The following is a 16,760-nucleotide window of genomic DNA, read 5'->3' as shown; positions in this document are numbered from 1 at the left end:
AATATCGGAGCTAAAAGAACAAAATACTTAAATGTATGTGGGAGCTATACGTGGACTCTTCCTGTATGCTTCTAAGTAAATTCAATCACATAGCCGTTAGTTCAGTTAATTTCCGGGATATACTAATTTAAATAAGAGATTTGACTAGAGAAGAGTTGTTGTTAAGAAAGTGCAAGCGGGGGAGATGAATCCATGCGTTTTATAAGGTTCGTAAAGCGGCTAGGCATTCGCTTTTTTACTGAACAGTTTTTTGACCATGCAGCTCAGACAGCTTATTATTTATTGCTGTCCATCGTGCCTTTTCTAATTTTCATGCTTTCATTAGTGAGCTTTCTTCCTATCAAGGAAAACGACATACTCAGTGTTATACGCCCTTATGCGCCGGCTAACACATATGCTCTCATTCATGAAAATGTGGAAGCGATTTTGCAAAAAGGAAAAGGTCAATTAATCTCTTTGAGCTTCTTTTCTACATTTTGGCTGTCTTCCATGGCTATTCAATCGCTAGTTCGCTCATTAAATGAAGCGTATCGAATCAAACGCCCTCTTCGTTTTTTAAAAGGGGTGATACGAGATCTAGGAGTTACGCTTATTTTTATGTTTCTTGTTCCGCTCTCCCTGCTTATTCCCTTGGCTGAGCATTTGCTTCATTTGTTGATATCAGCAGAGGTGATCGGTACGATTGAAACCGCGAGCCCTTTTCTTAAAACCTGGACAGCGATCAAATGGGGGCTCGGAACATTATTTTTATTTGGCTTTTTTATTTTGTTTTACAAAATTTTGCCGAGCGGCAAGCAAAAGTTGAAATCTGTGATTCCGGGCGCTGTCTTTGCCGCGATCAGCTGGCAGGCTATGTCTGTTATCTTCGGTGAATATGCCGGTGCAGTCAACTACACGCGTATTTATGGGCAGCTTGCTGGAGTGATCATCCTTACACTGTGGTTTTATCTTACTGCCATTGTCCTTCTAATAGGCGGGCTTATCAATGCCGAACGAGAACGGGGAGTGGCTCCTATCCCTCCGGACTGACAGGCTGTTAAAAAAGAAAAAGCAGGATCCTGAATGGATCCTGCTTTTTGATTACTGATAGTATTTCCAAGAATGCTCATAGCCGAGAGAGATGTCTTTCAAGTTGACTTTGTTTTTTATCTCGCTTGTTGAGAAATAGAAGGTAACGGCTTTTTTCTGGTTAGCGCCGATAGTTACATTCTTGAACTCTCTAGCTGTGCTTGTTTTGGCAACGAGCGTTCTGCCTGCATAAAGTTCATATTTTCCTTTAATGTTAAACGCTGACTGACGAGTATTGTTATACATGATCAGATTCATTTTCAAACGGCCGTCTGATAAATATTGTACGCTTTGAACGTCTACTTGAACGCCGGTACGGAAACGCGGTTCAAGAGCACGAGCGACAAAGACGGAAAACTCTGTACGGTTAAGCGTCTTATTTGGCATGAAATAGCCATTGCTGCCGCCAGCAATTCCAGCACTGCCAAGAGTAGCAATATATTTGTAGAATGGATCACTGCTTTTCACATCTTTAAAGGAAACTAGGTAAGAATAGTCAAACCCAAAGCCTTCTGTGATGATTTTAGCCATATGGGAGCGTTTTAACTTGCCGCTCGGGTTAAAATATTTCGCCTTGCTGAAAACACCATATTTTGTTAAAACAGCAATTTCATCATAGGCAGGATGAGTAACAGGAATATCTCTAAATCCCGGATTTGGAGCAGATTCTTTATCCACGCCAAGTGCTTTTGCTAAAATGATTGCCGCATGTTCGCGTTTAATCGGATCATTCACACCAAATTTCCCATTTTTATAGCCGGAAATAATCCCATTTTGAACAAGGTAGTCAATAGAATCCTTAGCCCAGAAATTTTTCGGCACATCGCTAAATGATGCTGCTTTCGTTGCGTTTGCCGCTGTCGCATGGCTATCCATCGAAGTCTTGCCTTCTGAACTTCCTTCCAGGCTTGCGGACGATGCCGCACTTACAGACGGCACTAAAAGAGTTAGTGACAATAAGGAAGCCACTAAAAGTTTTGTTACTTTTCTCACTTGATACACCCCATTTACGTATAATCTGTCTAGTCACATACATATTTTAGCAAAACAGTAAATATTTTAATATCTTATTTTGCAAAATGAGCAGATAACACTAGGTTAATAGGTTGCAGACAAATATATGAATAAGATAACAAGGAAAAAAGATGTTTTTTTTTGATTTATGATCCTTCAAACGCAAATATAGAGTCTAAATACCTGGTTAAATTATCATGGTTTATAGTAGAGTAATCATCTAATTAAAGTTTTATCCTTAATAGGTTGCTTTTTTTCAGAAAACTACTAATCTTTTAATATAGGTTTCTTTCCATAAAAGGAGGAGTAGAATTTGGGAAAAAGACATGCATCATCTCAAAAGTTCCTAGCTTTAACAGCAACTGCTGCTATCGTGGTGCCGGCAGTAAGCCCTATTGGGGTTTCAGCCGAAAATAGTTCCTTTAAGGATGTGCCTGCTAGATATGCGGAAGCAGTATCCTATTTAATGGACAAGGGAATTACAGAGGGATTAACTGCTAGTCAGTTTGGCACCGATGTTTCAATTTCTCGTGTGGATGCAGCGATTCAGCTGGCTCTAGCTTTAGGTATCGATCCAAAGGGTACATATAAAAATGCTGGATTTACAGATGTGCCAAAACGAGGTCAGTGGGCAGTCAATGCACTCGCTGAGAAGGGGATTGTAGCTGGGAAAAAAGCTGGTACATTTGGTGCAGCTGCTCCTATTACCCGTAATGAGACAGCCCGCCTGCTCGCTTTAGCTTACAACCTTAACATTGATGAGAGCGTTACAAAAACCTCATTCACTGATGTAAACAGCAAATGGGCTAAGTATGTGGATGTCCTTATTAAGAGCGGAGTAACAAAAGGAAAAACGAGCAGCCGCTTCGGGGCAGATGATCATTTAAAGCGCGGAGAGTGGGCACTATTCCTCCATCGCTTGTCTGAAAAGCCTGCTAAAGAATTTGATTTAACAGTTATGCATGGCAATGATACACATGCACACATCGAAAATATAGCTAGAAAAGTAACCGCTATTAAGGAAGTGCGGAATGCTAAGCCGAATGCTTTGTTGTTAGACGCTGGCGATGTGTTCTCCGGCACCCTTTATTTTAACGAGTATTTAGGTCAGGCTGACTTAGAATTTATGAATTTAGTCGACTACGATGCCATGACATTCGGCAACCATGAGTTTGATTTAGGCACAAAGCCGCTCGCTAACTTTATTGCTAAGGCGAAGTTTCCCTTTGTAAGTGCAAACGTCAACTTTACGAGTGATGAAAATGTTAAAGGATTTGTTAAAGGCGGGATATCCGCTCTTCCGGATAATGGAAAAGTGTACGATGGTATTATCAAAGAGGTGGATGGGGAAAAGATCGGTATTTTTGGCTTAACAACAGCAGAAACGGTCGATATTTCTAGCCCTGGTGCAGGGGTTGCATTTGAAGATTATTTAGAAAGATCGAAAGAGACCGTTGCTGCATTTGAAAAGCAAGGAGTCAATAAAATTATCGCTTTAACGCATATTGGCTTTAAAGATGGGGGCGGCGATAATGATGTGACGCTGGCGAAAGAAGTGGAAGGCATTGACGTTATTGTTGGCGGCCATTCTCATGATCTGCTTGAAGAGCCTGTGTTGGAATCAACAGGAAAAGAGCCGACGGTTATTGTCCAAGCAAATGAATACAATAAATATTTAGGCACATTGGATGTCAAGTTTGATGAAAATGGGAAAGTCATTGGGCATGCTGGCAAATTGATTGAAATTGATGCAAAGCAGGAAGATGGCACCTACGTACTCAAAGATGATGCGGAAGCAGCAGGAATTCTAGCCAAATATAAACCGGCAATTGATGAAAAGAAAAAGACAGTCGTTGGTAAAACAACGGTTGCTTTAAACGGTGAACGTGCCGATGCTCGGACGAAAGAAACCAATCTGGGCAATCTAGTTACAGATAGCATGCTCGAAAAAGCAAGAACGATTAATAAAGATACCGTTATTGCTGTGCAAAACGGCGGTGGCATCCGTGCTTCTATTGATGAAGGCGACATCACGCTTGATGAAGTACTGACAGTTATGCCGTTTGGCAATTCGCTTGCCATCATGAATTTGACGGGAGCAGAAATTCGTGCCGCTCTTGAACACAGCGTTAAAGAAGCGCCAGCACAGTTCGGTGGCTTTTTGCAAATGTCTGGATTAAAATTTACTTATGACAGCAGCAAACCGGTCGGTGAACGGGTGCAAACAGCAGAAGTGAAAACAGCTGAAGGATATGTGCCGCTTGCTGACAATGAATCATACGTCGTGGCGACAAACACGTTTACAGCTAAAGGTGGAGACGGCTACGAAATGTTTGGCAAAGCATATGAAGAAGGCCGTGTCAGCGAACCGGGCTTTGTCGATTGGGAAATGTTCAGAGATTATCTCCAAGCACATCCAAATATCACACCGGGATTAGAAAATCGAATAACAGATAGTAACCAATAAAACAAAAGCGCCGGGGACATTCCTCGGCGCTTTCAAGTAACAAAATATTCTTGGCAAAAATTGTGTGATAGCAGACGGATGGCGTTCGGTTTAATCAGATCAAGCCGTGGGGAATATTTTGTTTTCCAGCAGTATATAGGCACATTTATTTTGCCATTGACTTAATTTGATTCATCAGTTTACTTCGGGATTTTTCATTTCTGAGAAGGTAGGCCGCGCCAAGAGCGAGAGCAGTCATGGCTGCTTTATTGCCTCTAGATTTATTTTTTTTCATATTAGTGTGCACTCTCCTTTTATGACAGTTTTGCAGCAATACTAGCGTACATGTAATAGATATTCCCTAAATTAAATGAAATAAACAAGCGGGACATGGGAGAGGACTGTTAATTGCTTGAGCAAATATCAGATTATTTCTTCTTTTTTAATGCAGACAGTGGTATAATCTTTCAAATAAAACTTTTTCCATCATGAAAATCTAACAGCGATTAAGGAGTGAAGTGGGAATGAAGGTATGTAAATTTGGGGGGACTTCCGTAGCGAGTGCAGCACAGATCAAGAAGGTTGCTGCCATTATTAAAGAAGACGCTGCGCGAAAAATTGTAGTTGTTTCCGCCCCAGGTAAACGTTTTGATGACGATATTAAAGTAACCGACCTGCTGATCAGCCTGGCAGAAGCTTCCCTTTCTGAAAAGGATGCGGAGCAAGAATTACAGGCGGTCGTAGAACGGTATGCAGATATAGCAGCCGAGCTCGGTCTGGATAACGAAATTGTTGAAGTAATTGAGCAAGACTTGCGTGACCGTGTAAAACAAAGCAAAGAAAACCGGGATTTATTCGTTGATCAATTGAAGGCGAGCGGAGAAGATAATAATGCCAAGTTAATTGCTGCTTATTTCTCAAGCATCGGCCTGGAAGCTGAATATGTTAACCCGAAGGAAGCGGGCTTAATTGTCAGCGATGAACCTGGACGAGCCCGTGCTTTGCCTGAGGCATATGAGAATTTGCGTAATTTGCGCGATCGCAAAGGGATTGTTGTTTTTCCAGGATTTTTTGGCTACTCGAAGAATGGAATCATGATGACGTTTGCCCGCGGAGGCTCTGATATTACCGGTTCCATTTTAGCAGCAGCTATCCGTGCGGAGCTTTATGAAAACTTTACAGATGTAGATTCAGTTTTTGCTGCTAATCCAAAGATTGTTGACCATCCGGTCGAGATTAAACGGATGACTTACCGGGAAATGCGAGAGCTATCTTATGCTGGATTCTCTGTTTTTCATGATGAAGCGTTAATGCCAGCATTCCAGCATTCTGTTCCAGTCTGTATAAAAAATACAAACAATCCTTCTGCGGAAGGAACGATGATTGTAGCTGAGCGTGAATATTCAAACAGTCCAGTTATTGGAATCGCTGCAGATGGTGGATTTTCTACCATTTATGTCAGCAAGTATTTAATGAACCGCGAACTTGGTTTTGGCCGACGCCTGCTTCAAATCTTGGAGGAAGAAGAAATTTCCTATGAGCATACTCCCTCAGGAATTGACGATCTGTCAGTTATTGTTCGCAGCCACCAACTCACTCCAGCAAAAGAAGAACGAATCATCAAAAAGTGCCGCGAAGAATTAAACGTGGATGATGTTCATATTGAACATAATTTTGCTATGGTTGTTCTTGTTGGTGAAGGGATGAACAATACGAAAGGCTTAACAGCAAGAGCGACAACTGCTATTTCGCAAGCTGGAGCAAATATTGAAATGATTAACCAAGGTTCATCTGAAGTCAGCCTTGTTTTTGGCATTAAGGAAGAAGAGACGAATAACGTCTTAAAAGCCTTGTACAAAGAGTTTTTTAGCACAACAGCTGTTCTCGGCGTCTAACAAAAAAACCCGTCCTTTTGGGCGGTTTTTTGTTTGAAAATATTTCATTTTAACCCATAGGCTATTCTTCTGGGATGGTACAGCGTTTATTGGCAGAGACAACAGCCGCCGCCTGGGCAACAGCCGCTACTATATTGGCATGATCTTGTGTGTTAATCATATAATTAGCTTTTACTAACGGTTGTCGTTTGTCGTCGACGATATACCTTGAAGGCACCTTATTTAGAGAAAGCGCTAAGATATCTTCCTGGCACTTTTGGCATTTACAGGAAAGATGCAAATGATCGAGTTGATCCGAGAGGATTCCTCTTATAATATCCTCCATTACGTTATGCAGGGCCATACGTACTCCTCCAATCTTTCCTAATTATACCACTTTGTCTCAAAAAGATTAACTGCAATTTACTGACAAACCATTTTACTAAGTGAAAGGGAAAGCAAACATTGGAAAAGAAATAAAAAACTCGAAAAGTACTTTTGTACTTTCCGAGTTTGCCGTTCAACTACCTAATTTTTAGTTTTAGCCGGAGATTTTCCCCAGAATGCTGTTATGATTCATACGCACACGATGCGCATTTTGATAGGATTTACGTAGCTGTTGCGTTTCCAATCTTTCTTTGATCTTTGGCAGCATGATCGCTACTACTAATCCATAAGTCAATAATTTTTTTGCGTTCATCTTTCTTCATCTCCGTTCTTAAAAGTTCGTCTAATCCTATTTACCCAACGACCATCAAATAGAAACGTTCATCTTCTTTTGCTGTATGTAACAAAGGGGCAAAATGCTTTAAAAAAGCGGGTAGAAGCCAGTGAAACTACATTCCTTTCTATTATAACATAAACAGGAAGAAATTAAACGAAAACGAAAACAGCAGCACAGCTCTGAAAAGTTAGCGGCGTTATGTTTGATCAGTTGCCTGTTTATCAGGCTTTTCACTAGCTTGTGTCCGCCTGTGCCTTCGCTTCACCGTTTATTGTCATAAAAATTAGATAGACGCCAGGGGATAAAAAAACTATAATATTCCCGTTAGCAAAGGAATACATTAGCACTTTATGAATGAAATGGGAGGAAGCAGGATGGGGATCAGATCAAGGTTGCGACAGGCAGCCGTAGTTAGCACGGCTGCTTTGGTGACAGCGTGTACTATATTTACAACAGGAACAGATCAGGTAAAAGCTGCTGAGCCATCGCAGCCAGTGGAGGAGAAATTTCAGGGGGATTATGCAAAAGGAGAACTGATCATTCAGTTTAATCGTGCGCTGGAGAAAGCGGAACGGCAAGCGATTTATACAAGATATGGTTTATCCGAAGAAGATAGCCTGCAGCATGGTCTTTTTGTCCATGCATCGATTAAGAAAAAACAAGAGCTGTCAACAGTAGCAGCTGAGTTAATGAAGGAAGAGGCAGTTAAACAAGTAGAGCCCAATTATCAGCTTACTAATACATTTAAGCCAAGCGATTCTTATTATAATCGCCAATGGTTTCATTCAAAGATTAACGCACCGAAAGCATGGGACCGAACACGCGGCAGCTCCCAAGTTACGGTCGCAGTTATTGACGGAGGAATGGATACGCGTCATGTTGAGTTTAAAAGTCGTCTTGTGAATCCGTATAACGCAGTAACTGGCCGTACCGCTTTGCCGTTTGATAACCATGGCACACACGTTGCAGGGATTATTGGGGCGGCTATGAATGGCTCGGGTGTAACGGGTGTCGCTCCAGGGGTAAAGATTATGCCAATTAATGTATTTCAAGGAGAGTATGCAGATAGTTATACGATTGCTGAAGCGATGATATATGCAGTGGATAAAGGAGCTGACATTCTTAATTTAAGTCTGGGAAGCTATTCGTATAGCAATGTTATAGAATATGCGGCAAACTATGCTATCAATAAAGGTGCAATGGTTGTTGCAGCTGCCGGAAATGAGGATACCAGTTTGCCATTTTACCCAGCTGCTTTGTCTAACGTTATTAGCGTCAGTGCGACCAGCTCGTTGGATAAAATCGCTGACTTTTCTAATTTTGGTCGCTATATTAATCTATCAGCGCCAGGGGAAGACATTTTATCAACAACGGTTAATAACTCCTATAGCTATATGGATGGCACTTCTATGGCAGCTCCGGTTGTTTCAGGAACGTCCGCACTCGTTTTGTCAAAAAATCCTTTTTTATCTCCGCAACAGGTCACACGGATTTTATACAAGTCATCTGTAGATCTAGGAACGAAATCATGGGATTCTTTTTATGGGAATGGTCGCGTTGATGCATATAAGGCGCTTGCAGCAACACCTGAACCGATGGGAAGCATTTCACTTAATACAACGGAATTTAAAGTCACCGGCAGCAATAATCTTAGAGCTGGACTTTCTGTGAGCGGTAGCATGAGAGGAACGGTGTATGTAGAAGGTGCAAATGGAAAAAATGTCCGCACGCTTATAAGCGGAGCAGCACCGCAAAAAGGCGGCTTTGTTGCCTATTGGAATGGAAAGCTGGCAGACGGTACCATAGCACCGGCAGGAAAATATTCCATTGTGTTCCGGACATTCGATAATCATCAATCTTTAACGAAGAAAGCAGCAGTTAAATTGATCCATAACTTGCCGCCTTCTATTAAGGCAGAAGTCGTTAATGAAGCTTCCTCAGCTTCTCAAACAAATGTAAATATCAAATTTACCATTAATAAAAGCTTGTTTGTCACGGCGGCTGTCTACAATAATAAAGGACAACTAGTCAAAACGTTGTTGAATAAAAAGGCGTTGCCGGCCCGAAGTCACCGTCTTTCCTGGAATGGGACAAATGAAAATGTAAAGAGAATGCCTGAGGGCACTTATAAACTGGTTATCACTGGCAGGGACTTACAGAACAATCAGGTAACAGAAGAAACTCCTATTAATTTGTAAAAAACTCCAGGCGTCTGCCTGGAGTTTTTTATCTTTGAGTAGGCATAACCCGGGCGGCTTTGCGTTTATCCAGCATTTTCTTAACGATAGGATAGAGAATCGGTCCATATTTAATAGCTAGCCTGATTAAAGAAGATAAGCCTCTTTTTTTACTCATTGTGTTTACCACCTTTTTTAGAGCGTTAATTATAATTTAACTTCCCCTTTTTTAAATTTATTAAACGATACGGACGAGCCACTTTTTACATGTTATAATTAAAGGGATATTTTACTAGAAAAGGGGAAAAATGATGAAAAAAATAGCGTGTCTCTTAATGGCAGTTGCAATGATTTGTTCATCCGCTATCACGTTGCCTTTCTCAAAAGCGGATGCCGCCGTTATTTGGGATGGGATAGAATTAAAACAAGGGACGATCGGCAAAGTAACTATCTTAAAAGATACCCCTTTATTTACACGATCAAAGGGGAAAATTGTAAAAGTAAAAACGTTGAAAAAAGGCCAGACAGCAAGCGTATTTGCAGTCACAAAAGGGTATTATCATCTTTATAAAAAAACATTTATTAAGAAAAATTCCTATGCTAAATTTACACCTGTTCCAAAAGATGTGCAGTATGAATTAAACAAAGAATATCGAACAGTGTATTACGGGTTAAAGCTTAATAAAAAACATCGATATACGTATTATGATGTAGAGAATGGGAAGGAAAATTGGGCATACAAAGGAACAGCATACGGCTGGGATGTTTGGACAGTGAACGGGGACAATGGGTATGCTTATAGAGAGAATAAAGAGTGGATGCGCTTAGGTTTGGCCAATTCTGATTTCATCTTTTTGAATATTAAGCTGCCGCTAAAAAAAGGAAGCTATTGGAAGGACGATCTTTACGGCGTTCATCATCGTGTCCTATCAGTCAATAAAACAGTTAAGACACCAGCAGGCACTTTCCAACATGTCATTGAGATCAAGGATTCGGAAAACTTCTACTACTATTTTGCTCCGAACGTCGGTCTCATTCTCACAGTAGATAACAACGGAAAATCACCAAAGCGAGTATTTGAACTGCAAAAAATAAATTAATTTGTAAAAAACTTCATTCTCTGGAATGAAGTTTTTTTACAGAAACGATGCGCCTGCCCAAAAGCCTGTTATAATTAAAGCCGAAACGGGAAAATTGTTAATAAATATAAGTGAAAGAAGGATTTACCCTATATGTATAATTTACAAGCTGGCACGATTGTCACATTGGATGTGAAAAATGAAGCGCCATTTGGCTGGTTTCTGACAGACGGAGAAGAAACAGTTTTGCTGCATCATTCAGAGATACAAGAAGGATTTGACCCCGATGAACCGGTGAAAGTTTTTCTTTTCCAAGATCATCAGGGACGACTTGCGGCAACGATGAAGATGCCGATGATTACACAAGATACGTATGAATGGGTAGAAGTTGTTGGTGTAGAGGAAAAGCTCGGTGTGTTCGTTTCGATCGGCATTACAAAAGATATACTTGTGTCGGAAGATGACTTGCCGTTCCTATATTCCGTGCGGCCAATTGTTGGAGACCGACTTTATTGCACGTTGAGGCTTGATAAGAGAGGCCGTCTATTTGCCAAGCCGGCTACAGAAGAGGTAATGGCTAAACAGTTTACCAAAGCTTCTAAGAAAGATTTTAATAAGGATATAACGGGCATTGTTTATCGTGCAACGAAGGTGGGCACATTTATTATTACAGCAGAAGGCTATCGCGGATTCATTCATGAGTCTCAGCGGCAAGAAGAGCCGCGGCTCGGACAGAAGGTAGATGGGCGTATTATCGATGTAAAAGAGGATGGCTCTGTTAATGTGTCTCTTATTGGACGAAAGCAGGAAGTTCAACAAGACGACGCTGAAAAAGTATACGCATACTTACTGCAAAGAGGCGGTTCCATGCCTTATAGCGATAAGAGCTTCCCGGAAGAAATTGAAAAGCGTTTTTCGATGAGTAAAGGTGCTTTTAAGCGGGCGCTTGGCAAGCTGATGAAAGAAAAGAAAGTGTACCAGGAAGAAGGATGGACATATCAAGTAAAGGAATAACAGTTGGGGCTGCCGGGAACTTTCCGGCAGCTTATTTTTATTGACAAATCATTTGGATATATTTGTTATATCGTTATATGATATATCGGTAATGGATATAATGAAGTCTATGCGATTGAACAATCACGGGACTCATTACTTTGCTGGAATTCACACATAGTAGGCGAAAAATCTATAAAGCTACCGAAAAGGGCAAAAATATGCTCTGCAATGAAGTAAGCAGGCGAAGTCATACGGTTCAACAAGGCGAGCTGTCATTCCAACTGTTAGAGGAGGGGAAGGAAAATGAAAAAACAGAAGGACAAGCGTTATATTTCATCAGGCGGCTTGGCATTCTCTGAAGGAAAAGATATGAAAAAGTTAAGCAAGCTGGCCAAAAAAGGGTGGATCCTTCAATCTTTTGCACCATTAGGTTATACGCTTCGAAAAAGCAATCCTCGCCACCTCATCTATAGTCTTGACTATCAAGACGTTCCTAAAGCGGAGATGGAGGGTTACTATGCTATTTTTAGAGCAGGCGGATGGAAGCCTGTTTGTTCAGCAGGAGGCATGCACATTTTTTTTGCTGTTCCGGGAATGAGGCCCATTTATACAGGCCGGTCAACGATTGTTTAAAAGTACAAGCGAGCTAAAGGGATAATTAGCAAAGTGACTGTATTTCTTCTAGCCTTAACCATCCTTGTATTCTTTCTCAGTTCTATGCTCTTCTCAGACAGCACAGGAGCAATTAATGATATTGTCTATTGGATTCGTGTGCTTCCGCTCATTTTTTTATCCCCAGCGGCAGCTACCTGGCTGGCCTATCAGATTAGAATTAGCCAGCAAAAGGGATAAATGTTTGGCAAGCTGAGTCGTTTACACGCCATACCGACCAATAAAAATAGTTTACTGACTACCCACATTTAATTCTGAAGCAAACAACCAAAAAGCAGCCCGAGGGCTGCTTTTTATTGTTCATAGTCATTTGATATTTTTAGCTTATCAATGATGGCAAAGAACAGGCTGACAAAGATGGCGATGATAGTTGCAAGAGCCATTCCTTTCAACTCAAAGTTGCCGAATTTCAAAGTAGCACCGCTAAGGCCAATAACGAGTACAACAGTCGTTAAAATCATGTTGGTCGCTTTGGAATAGTCTACTTTCGATTCAACGAGCATGCGCAAGCCAGATACGGCAATGCTTCCGAACAGCAGAAGCGAAAGGCCACCCATAACCGCTGTAGGAATCGTAGAAATCAAAGCGGCCAGCTTGCCGAGGAAAGACAGGATGATCGCCATCACTGCGGCCCCACCGATTACCCAGGTTGAATATACTCTCGTTAAAGCGAGGACACCGATATTCTCTCCATAGGTAGTATTCGGAGTAGAGCCAACAAAGCCAGAAATGACTGTTGAAATCCCGTTTCCAAGTAAAGAAGTGCCTAAGCCTGGTTTTTTCATCAAGTCACGGCCGACAATGTTTTGTGTAACAACAAGATGACTAATGTGCTCAGCGATAACTACAAGAGCAGCTGGCAGAATGATTGCCATGCTTGACCAATCGAATTCTGGACGGTAAAACGTTGGTAAAGCAAACCAATGAGCCTCTTTTACCGGTTGGAAATCAACGAGCCCGTAAAAGACAGCAATAATGTAGCCTGCGACGATTCCAATTAAAATGGGGATAATTCTTAGAAATCCGCGGAACATGACGTTACCAACGATCGTAATGCCAAGTGTTAGCAAGGAAACGGTAATCACATCTGCATCGGGTGTCCATTTTGCAGGATCCGCATCTCCCGAAGGAACTAACCCAGCCATGCCAGCAGCCACTGGAACAAGCTCAAGCCCAATAACAGCCACAATCGCACCCATCGCTGCTGGCGGGAAGATAACATCTACCCATTTAGTTCCAGCCACACGAATAATGAGAGCTACCAAAATAAAGACAATACCAGTGGCGATAAAGCCGCCAAGCGCCGCTCCATAGCTCTTTGTTGAGAGCACCAAGAGCACCGGAGAAATAAACGCAAAGCTTGAACCGAGGTAAGCAGGAACCTGTCCTTTACATAGAATAAGATAAATTAATGTACCAATCCCATTCATTAACAAAATAGTTGCCGGGTTGACGCCGAACAAAATAGGCACGAGGACTGTTGACCCGAACATCGCAAATAAGTGCTGCAAACTAAGCGGGATCATCGCCGCAACCGGCGGCCGCTCATCAACTTGATAGGTACGCATAAATACCCTCCCTTTATCAAACACAAATTGTAGCTATTATACAGTAATTAACCGTTAAATTTCTATAAAAAATTAAATTATTTTTGAAAAAGTAGGAGGCTCCTTCTTGTTTTATTGTATTGCAAACAAGCCGTTTCTATGAATCATTGCAATAATAATAGTAAGGAAAGCAACGAGGAAATCGATATATCAAGGAAGCGTTTTAATTCTGGCGCTGTTAGAGGATCTATTTTCTCTGAGCAGCTTCCATCATTTCTATTAAAGATTTTTGTTTTTTCTGAGGAAAGTTTGTTAGAAGAGCACCGTCTTGTTTAGATGTTCTAATCCGCAGCCAGAATAGAAACGGCCCTATATGTATGTTCGCTCCGTGGCGGGGCCATACATAAAGGACATCAAGAAAATGTAAAAATAAATGCCCTTCATTTAATTAGGGTTAACGGAAGGATGGAAGAGAATGGCCAAAGGGATGAAACGTCTGTTTCATCTCTATCATATTAAGAATATTTTTCTTTTTAGTTGAGCGGTAGAGTCCAAGTAAATAGAGAAGCGATAAAGGAAAGAAGGTAAAGAAGCGAACGAATGAATAAAAAAGACAAAAAATGTTCGTAATTTTTTAGGCTCCTTTTAAAAAAGCAATGAAAGCGTTACCAATTGAAAAATAGAAAAAAAGTTGCCAGACCGCCCCTTGATAAGTAAAGAGTAATAATTTATAATTCATGAATATTATTAATGTATAAATTTTCTGATTCCAAATTTAAAACGAATGAGGGAGTTCACGTGAAGAGAGTATACAATTTTTCGGCAGGACCTTCTATGTTGCCGCTGCCAGTATTAGAAAAAGCACAAAAAGAATTAGTTAATTATGCAGACTCTGGTATGTCAGTCATGGAGTTAAGCCATCGTTCGGGGTTATTCACAGAGATTATTACCGGTGCGGAACAACTGCTGAGAGATTTAATGAACATTCCAGATAATTATAAAGTGCTGTTTATTCAAGGGGGCGCTTCCCAGCAATTCGCAATGGTTCCACTCAACTTGTTGGCAAACAGTAAAAAGGCAGACTATGTGAACACTGGTTCATGGTCTAAAAAAGCAATTAAGGAAGCAAAGAAATATGGAGATGTTCGTGTAATTGCTTCTTCAGAAGATGAGAACTTCAGTTACATTCCGGAAATCAACAGCAGCATGATTGATCCAGAAGCTGACTACGTACATATTACAACAAATAATACTATAGAAGGAACAGCTTTCAGAAACATTCCGGATACAGGCCGCGTGCCGCTCGTTGCTGATATGTCCTCCAACATTTTATCAGAAGAGATCGATGTATCGAAATTCGGTTTGATCTATGCTGGTGCTCAGAAAAACATCGGGCCAGCTGGATTGACAGTTGTCATTATTAGAGAAGACTTGATCGGTCATGCGCCGGAAAGCTGCCCAACGATGCTTGATTATAAGACGCATAGCGAGAGCGGTTCTCTATACAACACGCCGCCAACTTATGGCATTTATATGGCAAAGCTCGTATTTGAATGGTTGCAGGAGATTGGCGGTTTAAAAGAAATGGAGAAGATCAATCGCAAAAAAGCAGAGCTGTTATACAATTTTCTTGAACAGTCAACGATGTTCAACTCTCCAGTTAGAAAAGACAGCCGTTCCATTATGAATATTCCGTTTGTATCACCATCTGCGGAATTAGATGCGGCGTTTGTTAAAGAAGCAAAAGCAGCCGGTCTTGAAACATTGAAAGGCCACCGTTCCGTTGGCGGAATGCGCGCTAGTATCTATAATGCGATGCCGGTTGAAGGGGTAGAGGCCCTCATCCAGTTTATGAAACAATTCCAAGAAAAACATGCACAATAAAAGGGGAGACGGACAGTTGTTTACTATAAAAACACTAAATAATATTGCCGAATGCGGCTTAAATGTTTTTACTAACGAAAACTTTACGATCGATAATGACAGTGAAAACCCGGATGCCATTGTTCTGCGCAGCTTTAACATGCATGACATGGAAATTGGTGAGAATGTAAAAGCCGTTGCCCGTGCGGGAGCTGGCGTGAACAACATTCCAGTCAGCGATTATACAGAGCGCGGCATCGTCGTTTTCAACACGCCAGGAGCAAATGCGAACGCGGTAAAAGAGCTTGTACTCACTACTTTAATTTCATCTTCTCGTAACGTATTTGCGGGTATCGCTTGGACAAGAGGACTTGAGGGTCAGGGCGATCAAATTCCAAAGCTTGTTGAAGCAGGCAAAAAGCAATTTGTCGGTAAAGAAATCAAAGGAAAAACACTTGGTGTTATCGGGCTTGGTGCTGTTGGAGCGCTAGTTGCGAACGACGCGCTTGATCTTGATATGGATGTTATCGGTTTTGATCCGTTCATTTCTGTCGATACTGCCTGGAGCTTATCTCGTAATGTTCAACGTGCTATGACAATTGAACAATTGTTTGCGAAAAGTGATTACATTACTGTTCACGTTCCGCTCACAGACACAACAAAAGGTATGTTCAATACAAACACGTTTGATATTATGAAAGAAGGCGTTCATATTCTGAACTTCTCCCGTGGAGAGCTTGTGAACGAACAAGACATGGCAGCTGCACTTGAAAGCGGCAAGGTCGGTAAGTATGTAACCGACTTCCCAAATGAAAACGTCTTGAAAATGAAAAATGCTGTGCCGATCCCACATCTAGGTGCTTCTACGAAAGAGTCAGAAGAAAACTGTGCGATCATGGCAGCCCGTCAAGTAAAAGATTATTTAGAAACAGGGAATATCAAAAACTCTGTGAATATGCCAAATGCCTCTCTTCCTTATACAGGAAAGCGCCGGGTAACTGTTTACCATCGCAACATTCCGAACATGGTTGGACAGATTACTTCTGCTTTATCTGAATACAGCTTAAATATTGCAGACATGGTGAACAGAAGCCGGGGCGACTTTGCTTATACAATGATTGACATTGACAATAAAGTAAACGGTGACGTTATCCCGGGACTTGAAGAGAAAATCAGCCAAATTGAAGGCGTTGTTACAACGCGTATTATTTAATAAAAAAAGTCGCAGCTACTCCTAAAGTAGCTGCGGTTTTTTTTATATATGGAAAAAATAACATTTATTTCAAAAACATGCAAAAAG

The 16,760-nt window shown here is 41.2% G+C and carries 16 protein-coding genes; 10 read left to right on the top strand and 6 right to left on the bottom strand.

All coding sequences use genetic code 11. From position 1 onward, the window contains the following. Nucleotides 1-192: 192 nt before the first annotated feature. Nucleotides 193-1,029, top strand: coding sequence for a YihY/virulence factor BrkB family protein (locus tag ACH0BF_RS04150; protein WP_340852139.1), 837 nt, complete (start codon nucleotides 193-195; stop codon nucleotides 1,027-1,029). Between the two features lie 51 nt (nucleotides 1,030-1,080). Here ACH0BF_RS04150 and ACH0BF_RS04145 read toward each other — a convergent pair whose 3' ends face one another. Further along, nucleotides 1,081-2,061: an S-layer homology domain-containing protein gene (locus tag ACH0BF_RS04145; RefSeq protein WP_406908908.1), complete on the bottom strand. Its 981-nt coding sequence runs from the start codon at nucleotides 2,059-2,061 to the stop codon at nucleotides 1,081-1,083. Between the two features lie 334 nt (nucleotides 2,062-2,395). Here ACH0BF_RS04145 and ACH0BF_RS04140 point away from each other — a divergent pair, with 334 nt between their 5' ends. Beyond that, the gene (locus ACH0BF_RS04140; RefSeq protein ID WP_406908907.1) at nucleotides 2,396-4,549 is read left to right on the top strand and encodes a 5'-nucleotidase C-terminal domain-containing protein; all 2,154 of its coding nucleotides are present in this window, start codon (nucleotides 2,396-2,398) and stop codon (nucleotides 4,547-4,549) included. 145 nt (nucleotides 4,550-4,694) lie between these two features. Here the strand turns inward: ACH0BF_RS04140 and ACH0BF_RS04135 are convergent, their stop codons facing one another. Beyond that, the gene (locus ACH0BF_RS04135; protein ID WP_259455832.1) at nucleotides 4,695-4,823 is read right to left on the bottom strand and encodes a hypothetical protein; all 129 of its coding nucleotides are present in this window, start codon (nucleotides 4,821-4,823) and stop codon (nucleotides 4,695-4,697) included. A gap of 229 nt (nucleotides 4,824-5,052) precedes the next feature. Between ACH0BF_RS04135 and ACH0BF_RS04130 the strand changes: the two genes are divergently transcribed. Then, a complete protein-coding gene (locus ACH0BF_RS04130; RefSeq protein WP_120035046.1) occupies nucleotides 5,053-6,423 on the top strand; it encodes an aspartate kinase in 1,371 nt (456 codons plus the stop codon). Nucleotides 6,424-6,484: 61 nt separating this feature from the next. On the opposite strand, the gene ACH0BF_RS04125 is transcribed toward ACH0BF_RS04130, so the two are convergent. Further along, nucleotides 6,485-6,766 (bottom strand): late competence development ComFB family protein, encoded by a 282-nt coding sequence (locus tag ACH0BF_RS04125; RefSeq protein ID WP_120035044.1) that lies wholly within the window; start codon nucleotides 6,764-6,766, stop codon nucleotides 6,485-6,487. Between the two features lie 177 nt (nucleotides 6,767-6,943). After that, entirely contained in the window at nucleotides 6,944-7,102 is a 159-nt protein-coding gene (locus ACH0BF_RS04120; protein ID WP_182917028.1) for a hypothetical protein, read from the bottom strand. 398 nt (nucleotides 7,103-7,500) lie between these two features. Between ACH0BF_RS04120 and ACH0BF_RS04115 the strand changes: the two genes are divergently transcribed. Beyond that, nucleotides 7,501-9,324: a S8 family serine peptidase gene (locus ACH0BF_RS04115; RefSeq protein ID WP_340852150.1), complete on the top strand. Its 1,824-nt coding sequence runs from the start codon at nucleotides 7,501-7,503 to the stop codon at nucleotides 9,322-9,324. 28 nt (nucleotides 9,325-9,352) lie between these two features. On the opposite strand, the gene ACH0BF_RS04110 is transcribed toward ACH0BF_RS04115, so the two are convergent. Continuing rightward, nucleotides 9,353-9,481, bottom strand: coding sequence for a hypothetical protein (locus tag ACH0BF_RS04110; protein ID WP_259455620.1), 129 nt, complete (start codon nucleotides 9,479-9,481; stop codon nucleotides 9,353-9,355). A 130-nt stretch (nucleotides 9,482-9,611) separates the two neighbouring features. Here ACH0BF_RS04110 and ACH0BF_RS04105 point away from each other — a divergent pair, with 130 nt between their 5' ends. From ACH0BF_RS04105 to ACH0BF_RS04090, 4 genes are all read left to right on the top strand, one after another. Continuing rightward, complete coding sequence (locus ACH0BF_RS04105; protein ID WP_406908906.1) at nucleotides 9,612-10,403, top strand: hypothetical protein; 792 nt, start codon at nucleotides 9,612-9,614, stop codon at nucleotides 10,401-10,403. A gap of 132 nt (nucleotides 10,404-10,535) precedes the next feature. Beyond that, nucleotides 10,536-11,396, top strand: a complete 861-nt coding sequence (locus ACH0BF_RS04100) for a CvfB family protein (protein ID WP_120035038.1) — start codon at nucleotides 10,536-10,538, stop codon at nucleotides 11,394-11,396. Nucleotides 11,397-11,681: 285 nt separating this feature from the next. After that, complete coding sequence (locus ACH0BF_RS04095; RefSeq protein ID WP_406908904.1) at nucleotides 11,682-12,011, top strand: DUF2812 domain-containing protein; 330 nt, start codon at nucleotides 11,682-11,684, stop codon at nucleotides 12,009-12,011. Between the two features lie 33 nt (nucleotides 12,012-12,044). Next, nucleotides 12,045-12,230 (top strand): hypothetical protein, encoded by a 186-nt coding sequence (locus ACH0BF_RS04090; RefSeq protein ID WP_340852157.1) that lies wholly within the window; start codon nucleotides 12,045-12,047, stop codon nucleotides 12,228-12,230. 113 nt (nucleotides 12,231-12,343) lie between these two features. Here the strand turns inward: ACH0BF_RS04090 and uraA are convergent, their stop codons facing one another. Then, on the bottom strand, nucleotides 12,344-13,618 hold the full coding sequence (gene uraA / locus ACH0BF_RS04085; RefSeq protein WP_340852158.1) for a uracil permease: 1,275 nt from the start codon (nucleotides 13,616-13,618) through the stop codon (nucleotides 12,344-12,346). Between the two features lie 777 nt (nucleotides 13,619-14,395). Between uraA and serC the strand changes: the two genes are divergently transcribed. Both serC and ACH0BF_RS04075 read left to right on the top strand, forming a co-directional pair. After that, nucleotides 14,396-15,481, top strand: coding sequence for a 3-phosphoserine/phosphohydroxythreonine transaminase (gene serC / locus ACH0BF_RS04080; protein WP_406908902.1), 1,086 nt, complete (start codon nucleotides 14,396-14,398; stop codon nucleotides 15,479-15,481). After that, a complete protein-coding gene (locus ACH0BF_RS04075; RefSeq protein ID WP_406908901.1) occupies nucleotides 15,471-16,673 on the top strand; it encodes a phosphoglycerate dehydrogenase in 1,203 nt (400 codons plus the stop codon). The genes serC and ACH0BF_RS04075 overlap by 11 nt, the downstream gene beginning before the upstream one ends. Nucleotides 16,674-16,760 lie beyond the last annotated feature (87 nt).

It is taken from the genome of Pseudobacillus sp. 179-B 2D1 NHS (genome assembly GCF_045370945.1).
GTDB lineage: Bacteria > Bacillota > Bacilli > Bacillales > Domibacillaceae > Pseudobacillus.
This window is presented reverse-complemented; position numbering and strand designations above follow the sequence as displayed.

What these genes read in the sequence shown, in the direction of transcription:
- ACH0BF_RS04075 (WP_406908901.1), top strand. Translation starts at nt 15,471, where the DNA reads ATGCACAATAAAAGGGGAGACGGACAGTTGTTTACTATAAAAACACTA.
- ACH0BF_RS04130 (WP_120035046.1), top strand. Translation starts at nt 5,053, where the DNA reads ATGAAGGTATGTAAATTTGGGGGGACTTCCGTAGCGAGTGCAGCACAG.
- ACH0BF_RS04120 (WP_182917028.1), bottom strand. Translation starts at nt 7,102, where the DNA reads ATGAACGCAAAAAAATTATTGACTTATGGATTAGTAGTAGCGATCATG.
- ACH0BF_RS04150 (WP_340852139.1), top strand. Translation starts at nt 193, where the DNA reads ATGCGTTTTATAAGGTTCGTAAAGCGGCTAGGCATTCGCTTTTTTACT.
- ACH0BF_RS04115 (WP_340852150.1), top strand. Translation starts at nt 7,501, where the DNA reads ATGGGGATCAGATCAAGGTTGCGACAGGCAGCCGTAGTTAGCACGGCT.
- ACH0BF_RS04100 (WP_120035038.1), top strand. Translation starts at nt 10,536, where the DNA reads ATGTATAATTTACAAGCTGGCACGATTGTCACATTGGATGTGAAAAAT.
- ACH0BF_RS04110 (WP_259455620.1), bottom strand. Translation starts at nt 9,481, where the DNA reads ATGAGTAAAAAAAGAGGCTTATCTTCTTTAATCAGGCTAGCTATTAAA.
- ACH0BF_RS04095 (WP_406908904.1), top strand. Translation starts at nt 11,682, where the DNA reads ATGAAAAAACAGAAGGACAAGCGTTATATTTCATCAGGCGGCTTGGCA.
- ACH0BF_RS04125 (WP_120035044.1), bottom strand. Translation starts at nt 6,766, where the DNA reads ATGGCCCTGCATAACGTAATGGAGGATATTATAAGAGGAATCCTCTCG.
- ACH0BF_RS04135 (WP_259455832.1), bottom strand. Translation starts at nt 4,823, where the DNA reads ATGAAAAAAAATAAATCTAGAGGCAATAAAGCAGCCATGACTGCTCTC.
- ACH0BF_RS04105 (WP_406908906.1), top strand. Translation starts at nt 9,612, where the DNA reads ATGATGAAAAAAATAGCGTGTCTCTTAATGGCAGTTGCAATGATTTGT.
- uraA (WP_340852158.1), bottom strand. Translation starts at nt 13,618, where the DNA reads ATGCGTACCTATCAAGTTGATGAGCGGCCGCCGGTTGCGGCGATGATC.